This is a genomic window from Bradyrhizobium genomosp. I (2014) (genome assembly GCF_000261685.1).
Lineage (GTDB): Bacteria > Pseudomonadota > Alphaproteobacteria > Rhizobiales > Xanthobacteraceae > Bradyrhizobium.
The window spans coordinates 17,829-37,593 of the sequence record NZ_AJQE01000126.1 but is presented as its reverse complement, the minus strand read 5'-3'; the positions used below and the strand labels follow the sequence as shown (position 1 = coordinate 37,593).

The 19,765-nt window shown below is 66.2% G+C and carries 16 protein-coding genes; 12 read left to right on the top strand and 4 right to left on the bottom strand.

Annotated elements, in window-relative coordinates; translation table 11 throughout:
* Nucleotides 1-213 precede the first annotated feature (213 nt).
* From dnaN to IC50_RS11910, 9 genes are all read left to right on the top strand, one after another.
* Nucleotides 214-1,332: a DNA polymerase III subunit beta gene (dnaN, locus tag IC50_RS11950; RefSeq protein ID WP_035704400.1), complete on the top strand. Its 1,119-nt coding sequence runs from the start codon at nt 214-216 to the stop codon at nt 1,330-1,332.
* 55 nt (nt 1,333-1,387) lie between these two features.
* On the top strand, nt 1,388-1,675 hold the full coding sequence (locus IC50_RS11945; RefSeq protein WP_035704397.1) for a GIY-YIG nuclease family protein: 288 nt from the start codon (nt 1,388-1,390) through the stop codon (nt 1,673-1,675).
* A 46-nt stretch (nt 1,676-1,721) separates the two neighbouring features.
* Nucleotides 1,722-2,897: a DNA replication/repair protein RecF gene (gene recF / locus IC50_RS11940; protein WP_035704394.1), complete on the top strand. Its 1,176-nt coding sequence runs from the start codon at nt 1,722-1,724 to the stop codon at nt 2,895-2,897.
* Between the two features lie 70 nt (nt 2,898-2,967).
* Nucleotides 2,968-3,711 carry a hypothetical protein gene (locus IC50_RS11935; protein ID WP_035704523.1) on the top strand — a complete coding sequence of 248 codons (744 nt, stop codon included), beginning with the start codon at nt 2,968-2,970 and terminating at the stop codon, nt 3,709-3,711.
* Between the two features lie 330 nt (nt 3,712-4,041).
* The gene (gene gyrB / locus IC50_RS11930; protein ID WP_035704391.1) at nt 4,042-6,477 is read left to right on the top strand and encodes a DNA topoisomerase (ATP-hydrolyzing) subunit B; all 2,436 of its coding nucleotides are present in this window, start codon (nt 4,042-4,044) and stop codon (nt 6,475-6,477) included.
* Nucleotides 6,478-6,839: 362 nt separating this feature from the next.
* Entirely contained in the window at nt 6,840-8,135 is a 1,296-nt protein-coding gene (gene murA, locus IC50_RS11925) for a UDP-N-acetylglucosamine 1-carboxyvinyltransferase (protein ID WP_035704386.1), read from the top strand.
* 213 nt (nt 8,136-8,348) lie between these two features.
* Nucleotides 8,349-9,743, top strand: a complete 1,395-nt coding sequence (locus tag IC50_RS11920) for an MATE family efflux transporter (protein ID WP_035704383.1) — start codon at nt 8,349-8,351, stop codon at nt 9,741-9,743.
* Complete coding sequence (locus IC50_RS11915; protein WP_035704380.1) at nt 9,740-10,228, top strand: DUF2867 domain-containing protein; 489 nt, start codon at nt 9,740-9,742, stop codon at nt 10,226-10,228. Before IC50_RS11920 ends, IC50_RS11915 begins: the two co-directional genes overlap by 4 nt.
* The gene (locus tag IC50_RS11910; RefSeq protein WP_035704376.1) at nt 10,225-10,875 is read left to right on the top strand and encodes a 2-hydroxychromene-2-carboxylate isomerase; all 651 of its coding nucleotides are present in this window, start codon (nt 10,225-10,227) and stop codon (nt 10,873-10,875) included. Before IC50_RS11915 ends, IC50_RS11910 begins: the two co-directional genes overlap by 4 nt.
* 1 nt (nt 10,876) lies before the next feature.
* Here the strand turns inward: IC50_RS11910 and IC50_RS11905 are convergent, their stop codons facing one another.
* On the bottom strand, nt 10,877-11,992 hold the full coding sequence (locus IC50_RS11905; RefSeq protein ID WP_035704373.1) for an FUSC family protein: 1,116 nt from the start codon (nt 11,990-11,992) through the stop codon (nt 10,877-10,879).
* Between the two features lie 118 nt (nt 11,993-12,110).
* Here IC50_RS11905 and IC50_RS11900 point away from each other — a divergent pair, with 118 nt between their 5' ends.
* Nucleotides 12,111-13,478, top strand: coding sequence for an MmgE/PrpD family protein (locus IC50_RS11900; protein ID WP_035704371.1), 1,368 nt, complete (start codon nt 12,111-12,113; stop codon nt 13,476-13,478).
* Between the two features lie 94 nt (nt 13,479-13,572).
* Here IC50_RS11900 and IC50_RS11895 read toward each other — a convergent pair whose 3' ends face one another.
* Both IC50_RS11895 and IC50_RS11890 read right to left on the bottom strand, forming a co-directional pair.
* Nucleotides 13,573-15,042 carry a serine hydrolase domain-containing protein gene (locus tag IC50_RS11895; protein WP_035704369.1) on the bottom strand — a complete coding sequence of 490 codons (1,470 nt, stop codon included), beginning with the start codon at nt 15,040-15,042 and terminating at the stop codon, nt 13,573-13,575.
* 206 nt (nt 15,043-15,248) lie between these two features.
* Entirely contained in the window at nt 15,249-16,301 is a 1,053-nt protein-coding gene (locus tag IC50_RS11890; protein WP_035704367.1) for an AraC family transcriptional regulator, read from the bottom strand.
* Nucleotides 16,302-16,597: 296 nt separating this feature from the next.
* On the opposite strand from IC50_RS11890, the gene IC50_RS11885 reads away from it, so the two are divergent.
* Together IC50_RS11885 and IC50_RS11880 are read left to right on the top strand one after the other, a co-directional pair.
* Complete coding sequence (locus IC50_RS11885; protein ID WP_035704365.1) at nt 16,598-17,515, top strand: pirin family protein; 918 nt, start codon at nt 16,598-16,600, stop codon at nt 17,513-17,515.
* A 63-nt stretch (nt 17,516-17,578) separates the two neighbouring features.
* Complete coding sequence (locus tag IC50_RS11880; protein ID WP_035704362.1) at nt 17,579-18,493, top strand: phosphoribosylaminoimidazolesuccinocarboxamide synthase; 915 nt, start codon at nt 17,579-17,581, stop codon at nt 18,491-18,493.
* Nucleotides 18,494-18,529: 36 nt separating this feature from the next.
* On the opposite strand, the gene IC50_RS11875 is transcribed toward IC50_RS11880, so the two are convergent.
* Nucleotides 18,530-19,699, bottom strand: a complete 1,170-nt coding sequence (locus IC50_RS11875) for an SbmA/BacA-like family transporter (RefSeq protein ID WP_244429570.1) — start codon at nt 19,697-19,699, stop codon at nt 18,530-18,532.
* Nucleotides 19,700-19,765 lie beyond the last annotated feature (66 nt).

The following is a 19,765-nucleotide window of genomic DNA, read 5'->3' as shown; positions in this document are numbered from 1 at the left end:
GGGGCGGCGGACTCGTTCTGGACGGTAAATCGTGGGGAACTGCCCCCGATCCCTTGAATCCGGTGGCCATCCGGGCCACCTTGCGCGGCCCTGACGGCTTTGATCATATCGGCTGGATGATCCGGCTTTCCGGGGTCTTCGGTGCCGTGGCGCGCGTCCGCCGCCCGGCCTTATCAACGCTGTGTTTTCCTTGGGGATCGGGCGAGTAGTGCAATGAAGGTTACGGTCGAACGCGCGCAACTCCTGAAATCACTGGGCCATGTCCACCGCGTGGTCGAGCGCCGCAACACGATTCCGATCCTCGGCAACGTGCTGGTGCGCGCCGAGAACGCGAAACTGTCGCTGAAGGCGACCGATCTCGACCTCGAGGTGACCGAAACGCTGCCCGCGGAAACCGCGACCGCCGGTTCCACCACCGTGCCGGCCCACATGTTCTACGACATCGTGCGCAAGCTGCCGGACGGTTCGCAGATCGTGCTGGAGGCCGACGGCGACCGCGCCGTGCTGGCGATCCGCGCCGGCCGCTCGCGTTTCACGCTGCAGACGCTGCCGGAGAACGATTTCCCGGATCTGGCCGCCGGGGACATGTCGCACTCCTTCTCGCTCGCCGCCAAGGACGTCAAGCGGCTGATCGACCGCACCCAGTTCGCGATCTCCACCGAGGAGACGCGCTACTACCTCAACGGTATCTATCTGCACGCCGCCGGCACGGCGAAGGCCGCCACCCTGCGCGGCGTCGCCACCGACGGCCACCGCCTCGCCCAGCTCGACCTGGTGCAGCCCAAGGGCGCCGAGGGCATGCCCGGCGTGATCGTGCCGCGCAAGACCGTCGGCGAGGTGCAGCGCCTGATCGAGGACACCGACGCCGAGATGACGATCGAGCTGTCGCAAGCCAAGATCCGCTTCACCATCGGCAACGTGGTGCTGACCTCGAAGCTGATCGACGGCACCTTCCCCGACTACGGCCGCGTGATCCCGCAAGGCAACGACAAGGAGCTCGTCGTCGACAAGAAGGATTTCGAGAACGCGGTCGACCGCGTCTCGACGATCTCCAGCGAGCGCGGTCGGGCGGTGAAGCTGTCGCTGTCGGCGGGCAAGCTGGTGCTGTCGGTGACCAATCCGGATTCCGGCAGCGCGACCGAAGAGCTGGAGGTCGAATACGCCTCCGACGCCCTCGATATCGGCTTCAACTCCCGCTACCTCCTCGACATCGCCGCCCAGATCGAAGGCGACGTCGCAACGCTCAAGCTCGCCGATCCCGGCTCGCCGACGCTGGTGCAGGACCGCGACGACAAGAGCGCATTGTACGTGCTGATGCCGATGCGGGTGTGAGGAATTTCTGTCTTTTCGTCATGGCCGGGCTTGACCCGGCCATCCATCAAACAAGATGACTTATTGGGTGTACATCCTCGCCAGCAAGCCCGGTGGAACACTCTACATCGGCGTCACCAACAATCTGGTCAGACGCGTCTACGAGCACCGTGAAGGCCTGGCGGACGGCTTCACCAAACGCTACGGGGTGAAGACCCTGGTCTATTTCGAGGCCCACGACACAATCGCCGCTGCCCTTCAGCGCGAAAAGAACATGAAACACTGGTCGCGCGAGTGGAAGATCGATCTGATCGTGAAGAGCAATCCCGCGTGGCAAGACCTATATGATGAAATTGTCCGCTGATGCGGGCGATGGATTGCCGGGTCAAGCCCGGCAATGACAGAGTGACATGACCCCCTCCCGCATTCATCGCCTGACGCTGACGCATTTTCGCAATTACCGGGCGGCGGGGCTCGAGACGGCGGCTGACATGGTGGCGCTGGTCGGGCCGAACGGAGCGGGCAAGACCAATTGCATCGAGGCGATCTCGTTCCTGTCGCCGGGGCGCGGCCTGCGACGGGCGACGTTGGAAGACGTCGCCGACAACCAGGGCGACGGCTCCTGGGCGGTGTCGGCGCAGGTCGAGGGCGCGCTGGGACTTGCGACGCTCGGCACCGGGATCGACGCGCCGCGGCCGGACAGCTCCGCCGGCCGGCGCTGCCGCATCGACCGCGAGCCAGTGGGGTCGGCCAGCGCCTTTGGCGACCACGTCCGCATGGTGTGGCTGACGCCGGCGATGGACGGGCTGTTCATGGGCGCAGCCTCCGAACGGCGGCGCTTCTTCGATCGCCTCGTGCTCGCCATCGACAGCGAGCATTCCAGCCGGATCAACGCACTCGAACGCTCGCTTCGCTCACGCAACCGCCTGCTGGAGGCGCGCAATTACGACGACCATTGGTGTGACGCAATCGAGCGCGAGACCGCCGAGCTTGCGGTCGCGGTCGCGGCAACGCGGGGCCAGACCGCGGCAAGGCTCACCGGCATGCTCAACGCGCGCGCGCAGGCTTCAGCCTTTCCCTCGGCGCAGATCGCGCTCGACGGCTGGATGGAGAACGCGCTGCTGACGGAGACCGCGACGTCGGTCGAGGACCGCTACCGCCAGATCCTGCGCGACAATCGCCCGCGCGACGCCATTGCCGGCCGCACCACCGACGGCCCGCATCTCACCGATCTGCAGGTCGTCTATGCGCCGAAAAGCATGCCGGCGCGCGAGGCCTCCACCGGCGAGCAGAAGGCGCTTCTGATCGGCCTCGTGCTGGCCCATGCGACGCTGGTCGCCGAGATGACGGGGATCGTGCCGCTGCTGCTGCTCGACGAGGTGGTTGCGCATCTCGATCCGAACCGCCGTGCGGCGCTGTTCGAGGAGTTGAAGACGCTCGGCGCGCAGGTGTGGCTGACCGGTGCGGATCCTGCCGCGTTCGCCGAGATCGGCGCGGACGGCGAAGTCTTTGACGTCGAGAGCGGACGAGTCTCGGCGCGAAGGCAGGCCGCCACATTGAACCCGACCGTTTCCGGCCGCGACTAGCTGCCTGTGGCTGCCGGAGGCGGCCATCGCGCAGGATCTTCAACACGCGCGATATCCTTGGAGCATGAGCATGGCGACGGTGGGGCATGGGGCGCAAGCTCCGGCACGATGGCAGCTTGTGGCGTGCGGCCTCGCTCTCATCGCAAGCTGCCTGCTCGCTGCAAGCGCCGGCGCCTTCGTGTCGAACCTGCCGCCGCTGTTCCCGGCCGCGCTCACGCTGGATCCCGACGCCAGGCTGCCTGCGCCAACCCGCTACAGCTATCGAGGGCTCCACACTACCGTGATGCCCGGCTTCGAAGCTCCGCTCCGGACCAGGCTCGAAGCCCGCGTGCCCGCAGCGCTCGGCGACGTCCTCGCCTTCTATCGAACCGAGCTTCGAAAGCTCGGCTGGCAGGAACGACAGGATGACGCGGTGGTCACCGCCGATCACGCGCGCCTCGCCTTCGTCTCTCCGATCGGGCCGGCAGCGCTGGAGCTCGATCGCAATGGCGGCAGCACCGCGGTCGATCTCGTGCAGAAGAATTCGGATGTCGCGACCCGGGCCAACGTCCTGCCCGAACCCGGCCGGGCCAAGCTGGTGTTCAGCAACATCGGCGAGAACGAAGCCGTGCTGGCGATCAACGAGCGGACTATCCTGCGCCCCGCCGGCGCCTACGCCGTCGCGCTGGACCTCGTGCCCGGCAAATATGCCTACGAGCTGGGCGTGCCGGGCCGTCCGGCCAGCACGAACATGCTCACCGTCACGGCTGGCGATACCTGGGAGCTGACGATCGGGCGCGACGGCGAGGCGTGGCCACCACTCCAGCTGTATTGAGGCGTGCTGCCTTCCGGCGCAACGTGGCGCATCGGGCTGGGCCGCGGAATGCGCCTCGCGCCGAGCCGGGCCAAAGACTGCCCGGAACCGCTTCCCCAGCCCGCAAAATCCACGCCTTTCAGACCCCAAAACAGCCCCTCGAATCGCGCTTTTTGCAGTGCCCAGAATCGCGCTCCGAAAGCCTTGAAAACCGACCTAAAAACCCTATCTACTCAAAGGGTTGCCGGGAGATACTTTGCGCTAGGCGCAAGCGGTCTTTCATGGCACAAATAGCCTCGCAAATCAGCGCCTTTTGCGCCGCTGATTCGGGCGACATCTCGAAGGCCTCTCATGACAGAACCTGCTCGGCAGCCTGCTGCCGAAAACGAGCCCTCCATCGCGAGCGACTACGGCGCGGAATCGATCCGCGTGCTCAAGGGTCTGGACGCCGTCCGCAAGCGTCCGGGCATGTATATCGGCGACACCGACGACGGCTCGGGCCTGCACCATATGGTCTACGAGGTCGTCGACAACGCGATCGACGAGGCGCTCGCGGGCCATGCCACGCGCGTCGACGTGATCCTCAATGCCGACAATTCCGTCACCGTGCGCGACGACGGCCGCGGCATTCCCGTCGACATCCACAAGGGCGAAGGCATCTCGGCGGCCGAGGTCATCATGACCCAGCTGCACGCCGGCGGAAAATTCGACCAGAACTCCTACAAGGTCTCCGGCGGCCTGCACGGCGTCGGCGTCTCCGTCGTCAACGCGCTGTCGAGCAAGCTCGGCCTGCGGATCTGGCGCGACAACAAGGAACACTATATCGAGTTCGCCCATGGCGATGCCGTCGCACCGCTGAAGGTGGTCGGCGACGCGCCGGGCAAGCGCGGCACCGAGGTGACGTTCCTGGCCTCGACCGAGACGTTCAAGAACGTCGAATATGATTTCGCCACGCTCGAGCACCGGCTGCGCGAGCTCGCCTTCCTCAATTCCGGCGTCAACATCATCCTCTCCGACATGCGCCACGCGGTCGAGAAGCGCGAGGAGATGCACTATTCCGGCGGCGTCGAGGAATTCGTCAAATATCTCGACCGCAACAAGAAGGCGCTGGTGCCGACACCGATCATGGTGCGCTCGGAGGCCAACGGCATCGGCGTCGAAGCCGCGTTGTGGTGGAACGACAGCTACCACGAGAACGTGCTGTGCTTCACCAACAACATCCCGCAGCGTGACGGCGGCACCCATCTCGCCGGTTTCCGCGGCGCGCTGACGCGCCAGGTCAACGGCTATGCCGAGGCCAATGCCAAGAAGGAAAAGATCGCGCTGACCGGCGACGATTGCCGCGAAGGCTTGACGGCCGTGCTGTCGGTGAAGGTGCCTGATCCAAAATTTTCGTCACAGACCAAGGACAAGCTGGTGTCCTCGGAAGTGCGCCCGGTGGTCGAGAACGTCCTCAACGAGGCGCTTCAGGCCTGGTTCGAGGAGCACCCGAGCGAAGCCAGGATGATCGTCGGCAAGGTGATCCAGGCGGCGGCTGCCCGTGAGGCCGCGCGAAAAGCGCGCGAGCTGACGCGCAAGAGCCCGCTCTCGGTCTCCTCGCTGCCGGGCAAGCTCGCCGACTGCCAGGAAAAGGACCCGGCCAAGTCCGAACTCTTCATCGTCGAGGGTGACTCGGCAGGCGGCAGCGCCAAGCAGGGCCGCAACCGCGAATTCCAGGCGGTGCTGCCGCTGCGCGGCAAGATCTTGAACGTCGAACGCGTCCGCCCCGACAAGATGCTGTCATCCGAGCAGATCGGCACGCTGATCACCGCGCTCGGCACCGGCATCAGCGACGAATTCTCGGTCGAGAAGCTGCGCTATCACAAGATCATCGTGATGACGGACGCCGACGTCGACGGCGCTCACATCCGCACGCTGCTGCTCACATTCTTCTACCGCCAGATGCGCGACATCATCGACGGCGGCTATCTCTATATCGCCCAGCCGCCGCTCTATAAGGTCAGCAGAGGCAAGTCCGAGCAATATCTGAAGGACGAGCGGGCGCTGGAAGACTATCTGATCGACGCCGGCCTCGACGACTGCGTCTTCGTTCCCGGCACCGGCGGCGACCGCACCGGCCGCGACCTGCGCTCGCTGGTCGACGATGCCCGCGTGGTTCGCAGCATCCTCCGCAATCTGCACAGCCGCTACAACCGCAAGGTGGTCGAGCAGGCCGCGATCACCGGCGTGCTGAACAAGTCGGTCTACGGCAACCCCGAGAACGCCACGGCCGCCGCGCAGTACATTGCCACCCGGCTGGACAGCCAGGCCGACGAGGTCGAGCGCGGCTGGGTCGGCCAATTCGTCGAGGGCCAGGGTTTCCTGTTCGAGCGCACCGTCCGCGGCGTCAAGGAAGCGGCCGTCATCGACGACGCGCTGCTCGGCTCGGCCGAAGCCCGCAAGCTCGACGAATTCGCGCCCAAGCTTCAGGACGTCTACGCGCGCTCCGGCAAGCTGCGGCGCAAGGAGGTCGAGCACGTGGTGCACGGTCCGTCCGACCTGTTCGAGGCCGTGACCGAAGCCGGCCGCAAGGGCATCACGCTGCAGCGCTACAAGGGCCTGGGCGAGATGAACCCGGAGCAACTCTGGGAGACGACGCTCGATACCGAAGTGCGCTCGCTGCTCCAGGTGAAGGTCAAGGAGGTCGACGAGGCCGACGACATCTTCACCAAGCTGATGGGCGACGTGGTCGAGCCGCGCCGCGACTTCATCCAGGAACATTCGCTGAGCGCGACGATCGACATCTAGCGCTTGCTGCTTGTGCAGCGTCATGACCGGGCCTGCCCCGGCCATCCACGTCTCGACTGCGGCGCAAGGAATGCCCGGGACGAGCCCGGGCACGACGGCTGGCAGGCCCTGAACCTCGCCACCCGCCATCGCGCGGCAGGCCTCTTCGGCCCAGCAGCGACCCACGGCCGCGACCAGTGCAGAATTGCTACCCTGCTCGATTCTCGGTAGTTTCCGCCTCCGAGGGCATGATCCGGAAAGGTGAGCAGCGGTTTTCCGAAAAGATCATGCTTAAACAACAACCTAAAGCGCGATGACGATTCATCCTAATCGCATCGCGCTTTAGGCAGCCCGCCCACCACAACAGCACAGTGAGAGACCAAGTGGCGCCCATCCAATACATCGTCGAGGGCGGTCACCGGCTCTCGGGCTCGATCGAGCCGTCCGGCAACAAGAATTCGGCGCTGCCGATCATCGCCGCCGCGCTGCTTACCGAGCATCCGGTGACGCTGGAGAACGTGCCGCGAATCCGCGACACCGAGACGCTGGTCGAGCTGATCCGCTCGGTCGGCGCGTCGGCGGAATGGACTGCCCGCAACACGCTGCAAATCCATGCCAAGAGCATCCGCGCCGCCGATCTCGACCCCGAGCTGTGCGTGCGCATCCGCGCCTCGATCCTGCTCGCGGGGCCCCTGCTCGCCCGCTGTGGCGAGGTGATGCTGCCGCCGCCGGGCGGCGATGTCATCGGCCGCCGCCGTCTGGACACCCATGTGCTGGCGCTGGAGCAATTGGGGGCAAAGGTCACCGCGACCGACCGGCTCGAATTCCGCGCGCCGAAGCTCGCCGGCGCGGACGTGTTCCTGGACGAGCCCAGCGTCACCGCGACCGAGAACGCACTTGTCGCGGCGGTCGCCGCCGACGGCGTCACCTATCTGCGCAACGCAGCCTCCGAGCCGCATGTGCAGGACCTCGCCAATTTCCTGGTCGCGCTCGGCGCGAGGATCGAGGGCATCGGCACCAACACCATGATCGTGTACGGGCCGGCGACGCTGGGGGAGGCGACCTACAGGATCCAGCCCGACCATATCGAGGTCGGCTCGCTGATCGGGCTTGCCGCCGTGACGCGCTCGCCGCTGCGCATCGTGCGCGCCGGTGTCGAGCATCTGCGCTCGATCCGCATGGGTTTCGAGCGGCTCGGCATCGTCTGCCGGATCGAAGGCGATGATCTCATCGTGCCCTCCAATCAAACCTTGAAGATCCAGGACGATTTCGGCGGGCATGTGCCCAAGCTGGAGGACCAGCCCTGGCCGGCGTTCCCCGCCGACCTGATGTCGATCGCGATCGTCACCGCCACGCAGTGCGAGGGCGTGATCCTGATGTTCGAGAAAATGTTCGAATCGCGGATGTTCTTCGTCGACAAGCTGATCGCGATGGGCGCGCGCATCGTGCTGTGCGACCCGCACCGGGCCATCATCGCCGGCCCGAGCCGCCTGCACGGCGCGACGATGACCTCGCCGGACATCCGCGCCGGAATGGCGATGCTGCTCGCGGCCGTCTGCGCCGAAGGCACCTCGACCATCAACAACGCCGACCAGATCGAGCGCGGCTATGAGCGCATCGAGGAACGGCTGAACGCGCTTGGGGCGAAGATCAAGCGCGTGCCTGAGAGGAAGAGCTGAGAACTCTTCGCCTCTCCCCGCCTGCGGGGACAGGAAGGATAGACCGCTTTCCCCCGCGCCCCGGACGCAGCGCAGCACGTCAGTGATGCGCTGCTGAGCCGGGGCCCATGCGGCGAAGAGCTGCGCCAGTGGCCTCTGGGTCCCGGCTCGCGCTTCGCGCGTCCGGGACACCTGAGCCATGTTTTCGACGTGTGGCTGTGCTATTGACCGGCCATGCTCGACACCGTGCAACATCATGCGCAGCCGCAAGCCGGCGCGCCGTCAAGCCATCTCGCGCAGGAATTCGTCGAGACCCTGCGCCTCGCCGTGCCCTTGATGCTGACGCAGCTCGGGCAGATCGCGATGATCACGACGGATCTCGCGCTGATCGGGCGGCTCGGCGAGGATGCGGTCGCCGCGGCGGCGCTGGCGCATACCGTCTATTTCGTCAGCTTCACCTTCGGGCTCGGCTTGATGTCGGCGGTGTCGCCGCTGGCGGCGCAGGCATACGGCGCCGGCGACGTCAGGCGCATCCGCCGCTCCCTGCGCGTCGGGCTGTGGGTCGCGCTCCTGATCTCGCTGCCGATGATGGCTTCGCCGCTCTATGGCGAGCAGATCCTGCTCGCGCTCGGCCAGGTGCCGCAATCGGCGGCGCTGGCGCAGCGCTATCTCAACGGCCTCGCCTGGGGCATCGCGCCGGCGCTCGGCTTCATCGCGCTGCGCAGCATGATGAGCGCGGTGAACCGGCCGCAGCCGCCGCTGTGGATCACGCTCGCGGCGATCCCGGTCAATGCCGTACTGGTCTACGCCCTGATCCATGGCGCGTCCGGCCTGCCGGAGCTCGGCCTGTTCGGCGCCGGACTTGCGACCACGACCGTCAATCTCGGCACGTTCGTCGCCGCGCTCGCCATCGCGGGGCTGCGCAAGCCATTTTCGGACTATCGCCCGCTCGCCCGGCTGTGGCGGATCGACTGGCCTCTGATGCGTCAGCTGATCGCGCTCGGCGCGCCGATCTCATTCTCGCTGCTGCTGGAATATGGCCTGTTCTCCTCGGCCGCGCTGCTGATGGGATTGATCTCGACCACCGCGATTGCCGCGCATCAGATCGCGCTGCAGGTCACCGCCGTGCTGTTCATGGTGCCGCTCGGCATCGGCATGGCGGCGACGGTACGGGTCGGTCACGCCTTCGGCCGCGGTGACCCGGCGGCCGTGCAGCGCGCCGGTCTCGTCGCCGCCGTGCTCGGTATAGCGCTGGTCTCGGCCCTGACCCTCGCCATCATCCTCGGTCGTTACGAGCTGGGCCGATTGTTCTTCGGCAGCGGTGAGGCCAGCGCGCCTACGGTCGCGCTGACCGCGACTCTGCTGCTGGTCGGCGCCACCTTCTTCATCGCCGACGGCCTCCAGACCATCGTGGGCGGCGCGCTGCGCGGCATCAACGACACCAGGATGACGCTGCTGTTCGCCGCGATCGGCTATTGGTGCATCGCTTTTCCCGTCGCCTGGGTGCTGGCATTCCACACGGGGCTGGGCGCGGTTGGCGTCTGGGTCGGATTCTCGGTCGGCACGTTCGTCTATGCCGCCCTGCTGATCTTGCGCTTCCGGATGCTGACGCGCAGACTGGCGGGATGACGACGACAGTCCGCGAAGTGAGCCCCGAAGTTCAAGCCGACGCGCTGCTGGCCGGCGCGCAGTTCATCGACGCGTTTCGCGTGGAGATCGGCGCGACCGCGATCGATGCCCGCGAGGCCTGCACCAGGATGGTGGTGGACGGGCCGCGGTGGATCGAGATGCTGCTGCGCCTGCGCAACATTCTGGTGAGGCCGTTCGGGCTGAAGACGTCGGGTGAAGGCGCACCGGCGCCCGGCGGCATGATAGGGCTGTTTCCGGTGCTGAGTGAAACGCACGAGCGCCTGGTTGCCGGCTTCGACGATTCTCATCTCGATTTCCGCATCGTGGTCGACGTTTCGGGCAACGCCGCGAGCCGTCGGGTGACCTCGACGACGCTGGTGCGGACGCATAACCTGCTCGGCAGAACCTATCTCACCGTCATCATGCCCTTCCACAAGCTGGTGGTCCGCAACATGATGGGACGGATCGTGGAGCCGGCGCGATGACCTTGTCAGTCGATCTCTTCTTCTCCTTCCGCAGCCCGTTCAGCTATCTGGCACTGCCCAAGACGCTGAAGCTGGTCGAGGATTACGACCTCGTGGTCAATCTGCGCCCGGTCTATCCGCTCGCAGTGCGCGTGCCGGGCTTCTTCAAGAAGGCCAATCCGCAATTCGCGCGCTATGTCGTGCGCGACTCCACCCGCGTGGCGGAATACGAGAAAATTCCGTTCCGCTTTCCCCGGCCTGACCCGATCGTGCAGGACATGGCGACGCTGGAGGTTGCCGCCGAGCAGCCCTACATCCACCGCCTGACCCGGCTGGGCGCCATGGCGCAGCTCGAAGGCCGCTCGCTCGACTTCACCTCCGCGATCGCGCGCGTGCTGTGGGACGGCTCGGTGGCGGGGTGGAACGAGGGCGATCATCTCGTCCGTGCCGCGGAGGCGGCCGGCTTCGATCTCGCCGCGATGGATACGGCCCTCGCAGCAGATCCGGACCGCTACGAGCAGGTGATCGCGGAGAACGAGAAGGACCACGCGGCATCAGGCCATTGGGGCGTGCCGACCTTCGTGTTCGAGAACGAGCCGTTCTTCGGCCAGGACCGCATCGATCTCCTGGTCTGGCGCATGCAAGGCAAGGGCCTGACCAAGCGGTAGCTTACTCCGCCACCCGCGCGGACTTGCCGGCCGCCGCCTCCGACCATTCGCCGACGACGCGGTCGAGGTCGCATAGATTCTGATGCATCTGCTCCAGGGAGAAACCGAGCGCGAAGAAGCGCTCGGCGGTGTCGCCGGGCTGGCCGCGAATCAGGCCGTCCTGGCGGACAGACGCGACCGCCTCGGCATAGTGCTGGAGCGCGACGTGGACGGGATGGATCGGCGGCGCACCGGCGCCTTCACGCAAGGCCGCGGCGGCGGAGCGGAGGAAGTGCGCGATCACCGTCGAGACCTCCGTCAGCGGCCCCGATAGTCGCGTCTGCACGTCGATCGGCAATGGCACGACCGTCGCCCGGCCGATCATCACGACGTCATGGCGCAGCCGCAGGATCGTTCGCAACAGCGGTCCGGTGTCCGGACCGCTCGACAGGCGCGCGGCGCGCTCGCGCTCGGCTTCGGAGCCGATCGCGTTGAGGCTGACCATGGCGGTGCCGATGCCGTCCTGGATCCGGTGCAGCGCGTCGTTGTCGCGGCCGCGCGTGAGTCCTGCGAGCAGTTCGGTGAAGGCGTCCGCGATCAGTTCGAGCAGCGTCGCCGCGCTGGCGCGGATCTGCCGCACCGCGCGCGAGGGCAGCACCAGGAACGAGACCAGCAGACCCGTGACGGCGCCGACCGCGACCTCGCTGACCCGATCGATCGCCGAGGTCATGGGATCGGAGTGATGCATGGTGGGAACCAGGAGCACGATCACCGCGGTCACCGTCGCGGCACTGAGGCTCGGATTGATCGCGGCGATGAAGGCGAGCGGCGCGACCGAGAGCACCAGAAGCCCCAGCAGGCCGGCTTCGCTGGAATAAGGGATCAGGATCGCTATGGCGCCGCCGTAGACGGCGCCGCCGATGGTGCCGAGCATGTAGTCGCGCGTCGCCTTCAGGGAGCGGCCGACGCTCATCTGGGTCACGATCAACGAGGTCAGCACCGCCCAGAGCGGCAGCAGCAGATGCAGCGCGGTGGCGATCGCATAGGCCGCAGCCGCGGCCACCGTGACCCGGATCGCCAGCCCCAATTGCGTCCGCCGCGACCTGATGTGGTCGAACAGCTCTTTTCCGAGTGCCATCGAAGTCCCGGTCCGATCCTGGAAGCCAAGCAAAAGCATGGCTGATGCCCGCAGCCCCAAGGCCGCTTGAAAGGCCAAATCAGCCCGCCTAACTTGCGCGCCAAAACGAGGAAACACGATGGCCTTTGAAACCGCAACGCTCGCCGCCTACGTCTTCAACCTGAAATACCAGGATATTCCGGCGGAGGTGCTGGATCGCGCAAAAGTGCTGACGCTGGATTTCCTCGGCAGCGCGATCCGGGCGAGGCGCGAGGCGGAATCGACCCCGTCGATGCTGAAAATGCTGGAGGCGCTGGCGCTCGACACCAGGGGCGAATCGACCGTGTTCGGCGATGCCAAAACCTGGACGCCGGCGGTCGCGGCGCTGCTCAACGGTGCGCTCGGCCATTCCCTCGACTTCGACGACACCCACGCCGATTCCTCGCTGCATCCGAGCGCGCCGGTGGTTCCGGCTGCCTTCGCCGTCGGCGAAATGGTGGGCGCGTCGGGCCGCGACGTGCTGACGGCGATCGTTGCGGGCTATGAGGTCTGCTGCCGGCTCGGCAACGCGCTCGATCCGACCTCGCATTACGCGCGCGGCTTCCATCCGACCGCGACGGCCGGCACCTATGGCGCGGCCGCGGCGGCCGGCAAGCTGTTCGGCCTCAGCGAGAAGCAGCTCATCGCCGCCTTCGGCGTCTCCGGCAGCCAGGCCGCGGGCTCGCTGCAATTTTTGGTCAACGGCGCCTGGAACAAGCGCTACCAGGTCGGCGCCGCCGCGATGAACGGCGTGATTGCCGCCACGCTGGCGCGCAACGATTTCGTCGGCGCGACCGAGTCAATTGAGGGCAAGCACGGTCTGCTTGCCGGCTACACCGACGACGCGCATCCGGACAAGGCGGTGGCCGAGCTCGGCAAGACCTACGAAACGATGAAGATCGGCGTAAAACCCTATCCGAGCTGCCGCTATACCCACGCCGCGATCGACGCGCTGATCGCGATGCGGCGCGAGCACAATCTGACGCCGGACCAGGTCAAGCGCGTCGAGATCGGCCTGCACCGCAACGGCATCACCCTGACCGGCGATGCCGCAACCAAGCGGCATCCGCGCTCGATCGTCGGCGGCCAGTTCTCGATGTTCTTCACCGGCGCGCTCGCGCTCGACCAGGGCTCGTTCGGCTGGGACGACTACAACCGGCTCGGCGACGCCGCGATCGACGCGCTCGCCGACAAGTTCGACGTGGTGCAGGACGATCGCCTCGAGGTCGGCCGCACCCATCCCTTTGGCGCGCGCGTCAGCATCACGACGGACGACGGTGTGCATGAACGGCTCTATGCGGATCCGTCCGGCGAGCCGACCTCGTTCCCCGACACGCAGGCGATGCAGCAGAAATTCCTGACGCTGGCACGCCCGGTGCTGAACGCGCGGGCGGAGAAGTTCGCCGACGCGATCATGACGCTGGAGCGGTTCGACCGCGTGACCAAGGCGACGGAATTGGGGCGGTAGGGCTCTCTTCGCCTTTCCCCGCTTGCGGGAAGAGGCCGGTATCCAAGCGCCAGCTTGGATACCGGGTGAGGGGAACTCTCCGCGAGTCCAGCTCTCACCTTCCTTGCGCAGACTCCCCCTCACCCCAACCCTCTCCCCGCAAGCGGGGAGAGGGAGAAGAGACGATGCGCGTCGCCGCCACCACATCGCGCACGAGATCGAACACGCCGTCCGCTTCCGGCGGCGCGTTCGGCGAGCGGCCGAGCCGCACGATCACCAGCTTCTCCGACGGGATCACGATGGCGTACTGTCCGATCGTGCCCTTGGCGAAGAAGGCATCGCGCGGCCAACCCTGCGCCACGCGGAACCTCGCACCAAAGCTGTCGCCCTGGTTGGTCCAGAAGCCGGCGCCGATGCCGACCCAGGCGTTTGGTGTCGGCGAGGCCGAGTAATTCACCCAACCCTCGGTGAGAATGCGCTTGCCGCCGGCGATGCCGTCATTGAGATAGAGCTGGCCGAAGCGCGCCCAATCGCGCGCGGATGCCAGCATCTCGCTCGAGCCTTCGATCGTGCCCGAGCCGTCGAGCTGAAGGACGACATGACGCATGCCGAGGGGTGCGAACAATTCGCGGCGCGCAAAGCGGAGCGCGCCTTCCGGTGTGCCGCCGGCCGCATCGCGGATCAGATGCGAGAGAATGAGCATGTTGCCGTCGTGATAGTTCCACGCCGTGCCCGGCGCGGTCTCGAGCGGGATGCTTTCGGCATAGGCCGCCATGTCCGATTCCACGAACTTCATCCGGTTCACCGGCTCGAAGGCGGAGCCGAGCGACGCCTGCAACGAGCTGCCGAGCGCAAGGCCCGCGGTGTGGCGCAGAAGCTGGTCGACCGTGATGGCATGTCGGGGATCACCGGGATCCTTCCAGGCCGCGACCGGCGCGGGGCCGTCGAGCCTCAGCTTGCCCTGGCGCACCAGCACGCCCGTCAGGGCCGAGATGACGGATTTCGTCATGGAGAAACCGAGCAGCGGCGTCTCCGGTCCAATGCCGTCGGCATAGCGCTCCGCGATGACGCGGCCCGACTTCATCACGACCACCGCGCGGGTGCGCCGGTAAGGCGGCTGCGCAGGCTCGGTGAAGGCGCGGTCGAGCGCGGCCGCAAGCTCGGGACTTTGCGGTGGCACGATCGCGGGGCCCGCGATCTCGGGCAGCAGCGCGGGTTGCCTGTCGTTTGCGGGCGGCTCGACGGCGGCGATTCCCACGCCATGGTCGAGCGTGCAGCCGAGCCCCTCGCGATAGGCCGCATGGCTGCGGCCGATGCCGAACAGCGTCACCGTGACGTCCTTGCGGACGCGATCGACCCGGTAGTCCATCGCCCAGGTGATCAGGCTCGTTCCGGGCATCGCGTCATTGGTCTCGGCGAAATTGCGCCTGACATCGAGGCCGGAGACGAACGTCTCGGAGCAGAGGATGTCGGCGACGAAGCCGGTCGCGACCTTCGGGACATCGCGGGCCCGGGCGGCGCCGAGCGCGAGGCCGGCACAGACGATGGTCGTCGTGAGGAGGGCGATCTTGCGGCGGCGGGTCACGGGCTTTCTCCGGCTTCGGGGCGAGCCGGGAGGAAGCCGGAGGTGCGGATGACGTGCTCGCCGGATTTGAAAAATGGACTGGTCGAAGTCGAAGCGGGGCTGGTCGATTCTGGAATAGGTGAGCTATTTCAGAGGTCTAGGGAAACGTTGCGGAAACAGCGATCGGCCCCTCGTCCCGCTTGCGGGAAGCGGCGAAGAACAGCCCGTCACGCCGCATTCACCTTGAGCCGCCGGTACTCCGTCGGCGTCACGCCGGTGACCGCCTTGAAAGCGCGGTTGAACGGCCCCAAAGACTGGAAGCCGGCGTCCATGGCGATGGTGATGACGGGGACCTCGGCCTGGGCGGGATCGGCGAGCGCGGCCTTGGCCTCCTCGATGCGGTGATTGTTCAGGAACATGTTGAAGTTGCGGTAGCCGAGGCGCTGATTGATCAGCCGGCGCAGCCGGTATTCGGGAATCTTCAGCCGGCCCGCCAGCACGCCGATGGTGATGTTTTCCTGGCGATAGACCCGCTCGTCCGCCATCAGCCGCATCAGTGCGTCGATCAGTTTTCGGTCGGCGGATTCATCGAATGCCGCCGGCTTGGCCATTGTCGGCGCAGCCACCGACGCCGGAAACAGATCGGCGCCATCGACGCGCATCATCGCATAGGCGATGATCGCGACGACGCAGGCGAGCGCACCGGCATTGATGGTGTCGGCGACGTCGCCGGCACTGCCGCCGATCGCAATCTGGAGCAGCGCGTTCAACCCGCCATAGAGCGCCGCAGCGCAGACGATGAAGACCCGAACGCGCCGCCGCCGCTCCACCAGATCGGCCGGCCACGAGACGATCGTCTGCCCAATCGCAAGCGCGATGAAACCGAGCACGATGAGATTGACCGCAGTCACGGAGAACCGCACGTGGCCGCTTGGTGCAATCCAGACGCACCCCGCGAAACTGAAGGTCGTCACCGCGGCCCAGACCAATCCGTGCCACCAGCGCAACCGAAACTCGTCGTCGAACAGCGCACGCGTGAACAGCCAGAACACGACGATGTTGCCTGTCGACAATGCAATCAGCGGCGCGTGCCAGCCCGCGACCAGCGAAGAGGCGCCGATGGAATAGCTCGCAGCATGCGCGGCCGAGCCCAGCGCGAACGCCGCGCCGAGCCGGGCTGCCAGCACATTGCGGAAGTCGGAGGCCAATGACGCAGCCAGCACCAGCAGCAGCGCGACGGACGCGGCGCGAAAGGCAAGCTCGGTTGCGGCAAGGGTCATCGGCTGGGGCGAACCGTCGCGGTTGAAGGCAGCCGAACATCGGTTGTTGCGCTTGCTTTTTCAAGGACCATCCTCATCCCAGGGTTAGCGCAGTTTCACTCTCCACTGTCATCGCCCGGCTCGACCGGGCGATCCAGTACACCGAGACAGCAGTGGTCGAATCGATCGGCCTCGGCGTACTGGATGCCCCGGTCAAGCCGGGGCATGACAGCGGAGTCTGGGGTGGGCTTCGTCGCGACGACGCTGCAAATTCGTGCTAGGCTCGCGTCCAACAAAGCCCAACAAGGAACCTACCCATGAGCTGGCAACCCTCCAACGATCCCGTGCTCGGCGATCCCATGTCCTGCGATGCGCTCGATCTCGTCATCGTGCCGCGCACGCGCGACCTCGGCGACGGCTTCGCCGTGCGGCGGGCGCTGCCGCATGGCAAGCGGCAGATGGTCGGGCCCTTCATCTTCTTCGACCATTTCGGACCGGTGCAGTTCGTCTCAGGCAAGGGCATGGACGTGCGGCCGCATCCGCATATCGGGCTTGCCACCGTCACCTATCTGTTCGACGGCGCGATCATGCATCGCGACAGCGAGGGCAACGTCCAGGAGATCGCGCCGGGCGCGATGAACTTGATGACGGCCGGGCGCGGCATCGCCCATTCCGAACGCACGCCGGATGCGCAGCGCGCTTCGGGACAGAAGATGCTGGGGCTGCAAAGCTGGATCGCGCTGCCGGCCGGAGCGGAAGAGATCGCGCCGTCGTTCCAGCACTACGCCGCCGGCGACCTGCCGATGATCTCCGAGCGCGATTTTACGGCACGCGTGATCGCGGGCTCGTCGTTCGGCATCGCCTCGCCCGTCACGATGGTGTCGCCCTGGTTCTACACCGAGGTCACGGCAGTCGCGGACGCCACGGTGCCGCTCGATCCTGATCATGAGGAGCGCGCGATTTACCTGGTGGACGGCGAGGTCGAGATCGCGAACGAACGTTACGAGGGGCCGCGGCTGCTGATCTTCCGGCCCGGCGACCGCATCACCGTGAAGGCGCTCAGGGCGACGCGGATGATGTTTCTCGGCGGCGATGCGCTCGAAGGCCCGCGCCACATCTGGTGGAATTTCGTCTCCTCCAGCAAGGAGCGGATCGAGCAGGCCAAGCAGGACTGGAAAACCGGCCGCTTCGCCGCAGTTCCGCAGGAACATGAGTTCATTCCGCTGCCGGAATAGGCTATTCCGGTTTCCGGCCGCGCGACCAGGCGCGGCCGGATTCCTCGTGCGAAGGCCTTGTCGATGACCACCATGCTCTCCAGCGACCTGCCCCTGCCCAAGATCGGACGCGGCAAGGTGCGCGATATCTACGCCGTCGACGAAGACCGCCTGCTGCTCGTCACCACCGACCGCATCAGCGCCTTCGACGTGGTGATGGGCGAGACCATTCCGATGAAGGGCGCGGTGCTGACGCAGATCAGCGCGTTCTGGTTCAATGAGCTCGAAGGCGTGGTGCCGCACCACATGATCAGCGCGGACACCGACGAGGTCGTCGCGGCCGTGCCGGCGTTGGAGCCGCACCGCGCCGAGATCCTCGGCCGCGCCATGCTATGCAAGCGGACCACCGTGTTTCCGATCGAATGCGTCATCCGCGGCTATCTGTCGGGCTCCGCCTGGAAGGAATATGCTGCGAGCGGCACGCTGGCCGGCGAGAAGCTGAAGGCGGACCTCGTCGAGAGCGAGAAGCTGGAGCCTGCGATCTTCAGCCCGGCGACCAAGGCCGAGAGCGGCCACGACGAGAACATCACCATCGCGAAGATGCGCGCGGTGGTCGGCGACGAGGTCGCCTACACGCTCGAGAGCATGACGCGCGCGATCTACACGCTCGGCGAGGAGCTGGCGCGCGAGCAGGGCATCATCATCGCCGACACCAAATTCGAGTTCGGCCGCGACAAGGACGGACGCATCATCCTGATCGACGAGGTGATGACGCCGGATTCCTCGCGCTTCTGGGCAGTGGATGCCTACAGGCCCGGCCAGCCGCAGGCGAGCTTCGACAAGCAGCCCCTGCGCGACTATCTCGACGTCGAGCGCCGCGCCGGCCGCTGGAACGGCGACGCCCCGCCGCCCCCACTGCCGGCCAGCGTGGTCGATGCAACCAGCAAGCGATATCTGGAAGCGTATCGGCGCGTGACGGGGAAAGAGCTGAAGATTTAGCCACCCCTTTGTCGTCCCGACGCGAGGCGCTTTGTCTCAGGCGTCCGACGGCACGATGCGGTTGGCAGGGATCGATCGATGCCCCGCATCAGCGTCGGGCGGGTGATCCGCATCCAGCGCCAGCAGGAGCTCGGCAACCCGGTTGGCGGAGGCGGTCCATTCCGCGAGCTTGGCATAATTGTCCGTGAACCAGTTGAACGCGGTCTGGACCACGACGAATGCCGCTGAAGCCTGAACCACTTCGCCCAGCGTCATCGTGTCGCCAAGGTACTTGGGGAGGCAAAGCAGGAGGCCGACCACCGGCGTCACCAGAAGCCCCGTATAAGTGACCAGCGTCATCCGCATCAATTGCCAGCAGTAGATTCGCCAGATCGCAATCACGGCTTTCAAGGCAGCGCCAACGGCGTGACGGCCGTTCATGCCGGGCTCCTGCACCACCTTGCCTTCGCCGATCTCGCGCACATGTGTTCCAATCGCCCGCAGTTCGGCTTCCATGCGCTTGTTTTCCTCGATGACCCGCGTCAGGCGGCCGGCCGTCAGCCAGATGCCGATCACCAGCAGTGCGGAATACGCGATCACGGCGAGGACGAGGTAACCGGGAATCGCAAAGGCGATTCCGTCGAAATCGATTGCCAGGCTGCCGCCGACCGACCATAGCACCCCCACGAAGGTTGCGATCGTGAGCACCGACTGAAGCAGGCCGGTGACCAGATCGATCGGGAGGTCGGTCGCGACCTTGGCATCTTCGGCGATGCGATACTCCGGTGCCTCGTGATGTCCCTGGATTGCGTTGCGCTTCGGAAGACGATCATCCGCCAGCCAGTCGCTATAGAGGCGGTTGCTCAACCACTCGCGCCAGGAACGCTGCAGGGTCATGCGCGCCCACACCGAGAACACGGTCAAGGCGATGCTCGCCGCCGCCAGCGGCAGAAACCGGAACGCCTGGGACAGAAGTTCCGCCTTGTCCTTCCGGCCAATGGCGTTGAAGAAGTCACGATTCCAGAAGTTGAGGCCGTACTGCGTCAGGAGTTGCAGGATGACGTTGACGATCAATGCGACCACCAGAAGCCACGCTGTCCACGCCGTTGGTCCGTGCCAGTATCCCGAGGCACTCTGCCAGAAGCGGCCTAAAAGCTGCTTTTCACCCGGAACGAAAGAGATCCTCGTCAGCATTCGCGAGCCGCAACCCTGCGCGCGCGCCACCATGTGATGCCGCTCGCGCCAAGCTATGCTGTCTCGCCCGGTGGCTCTTGATCTGCGTCAAGCGACGAG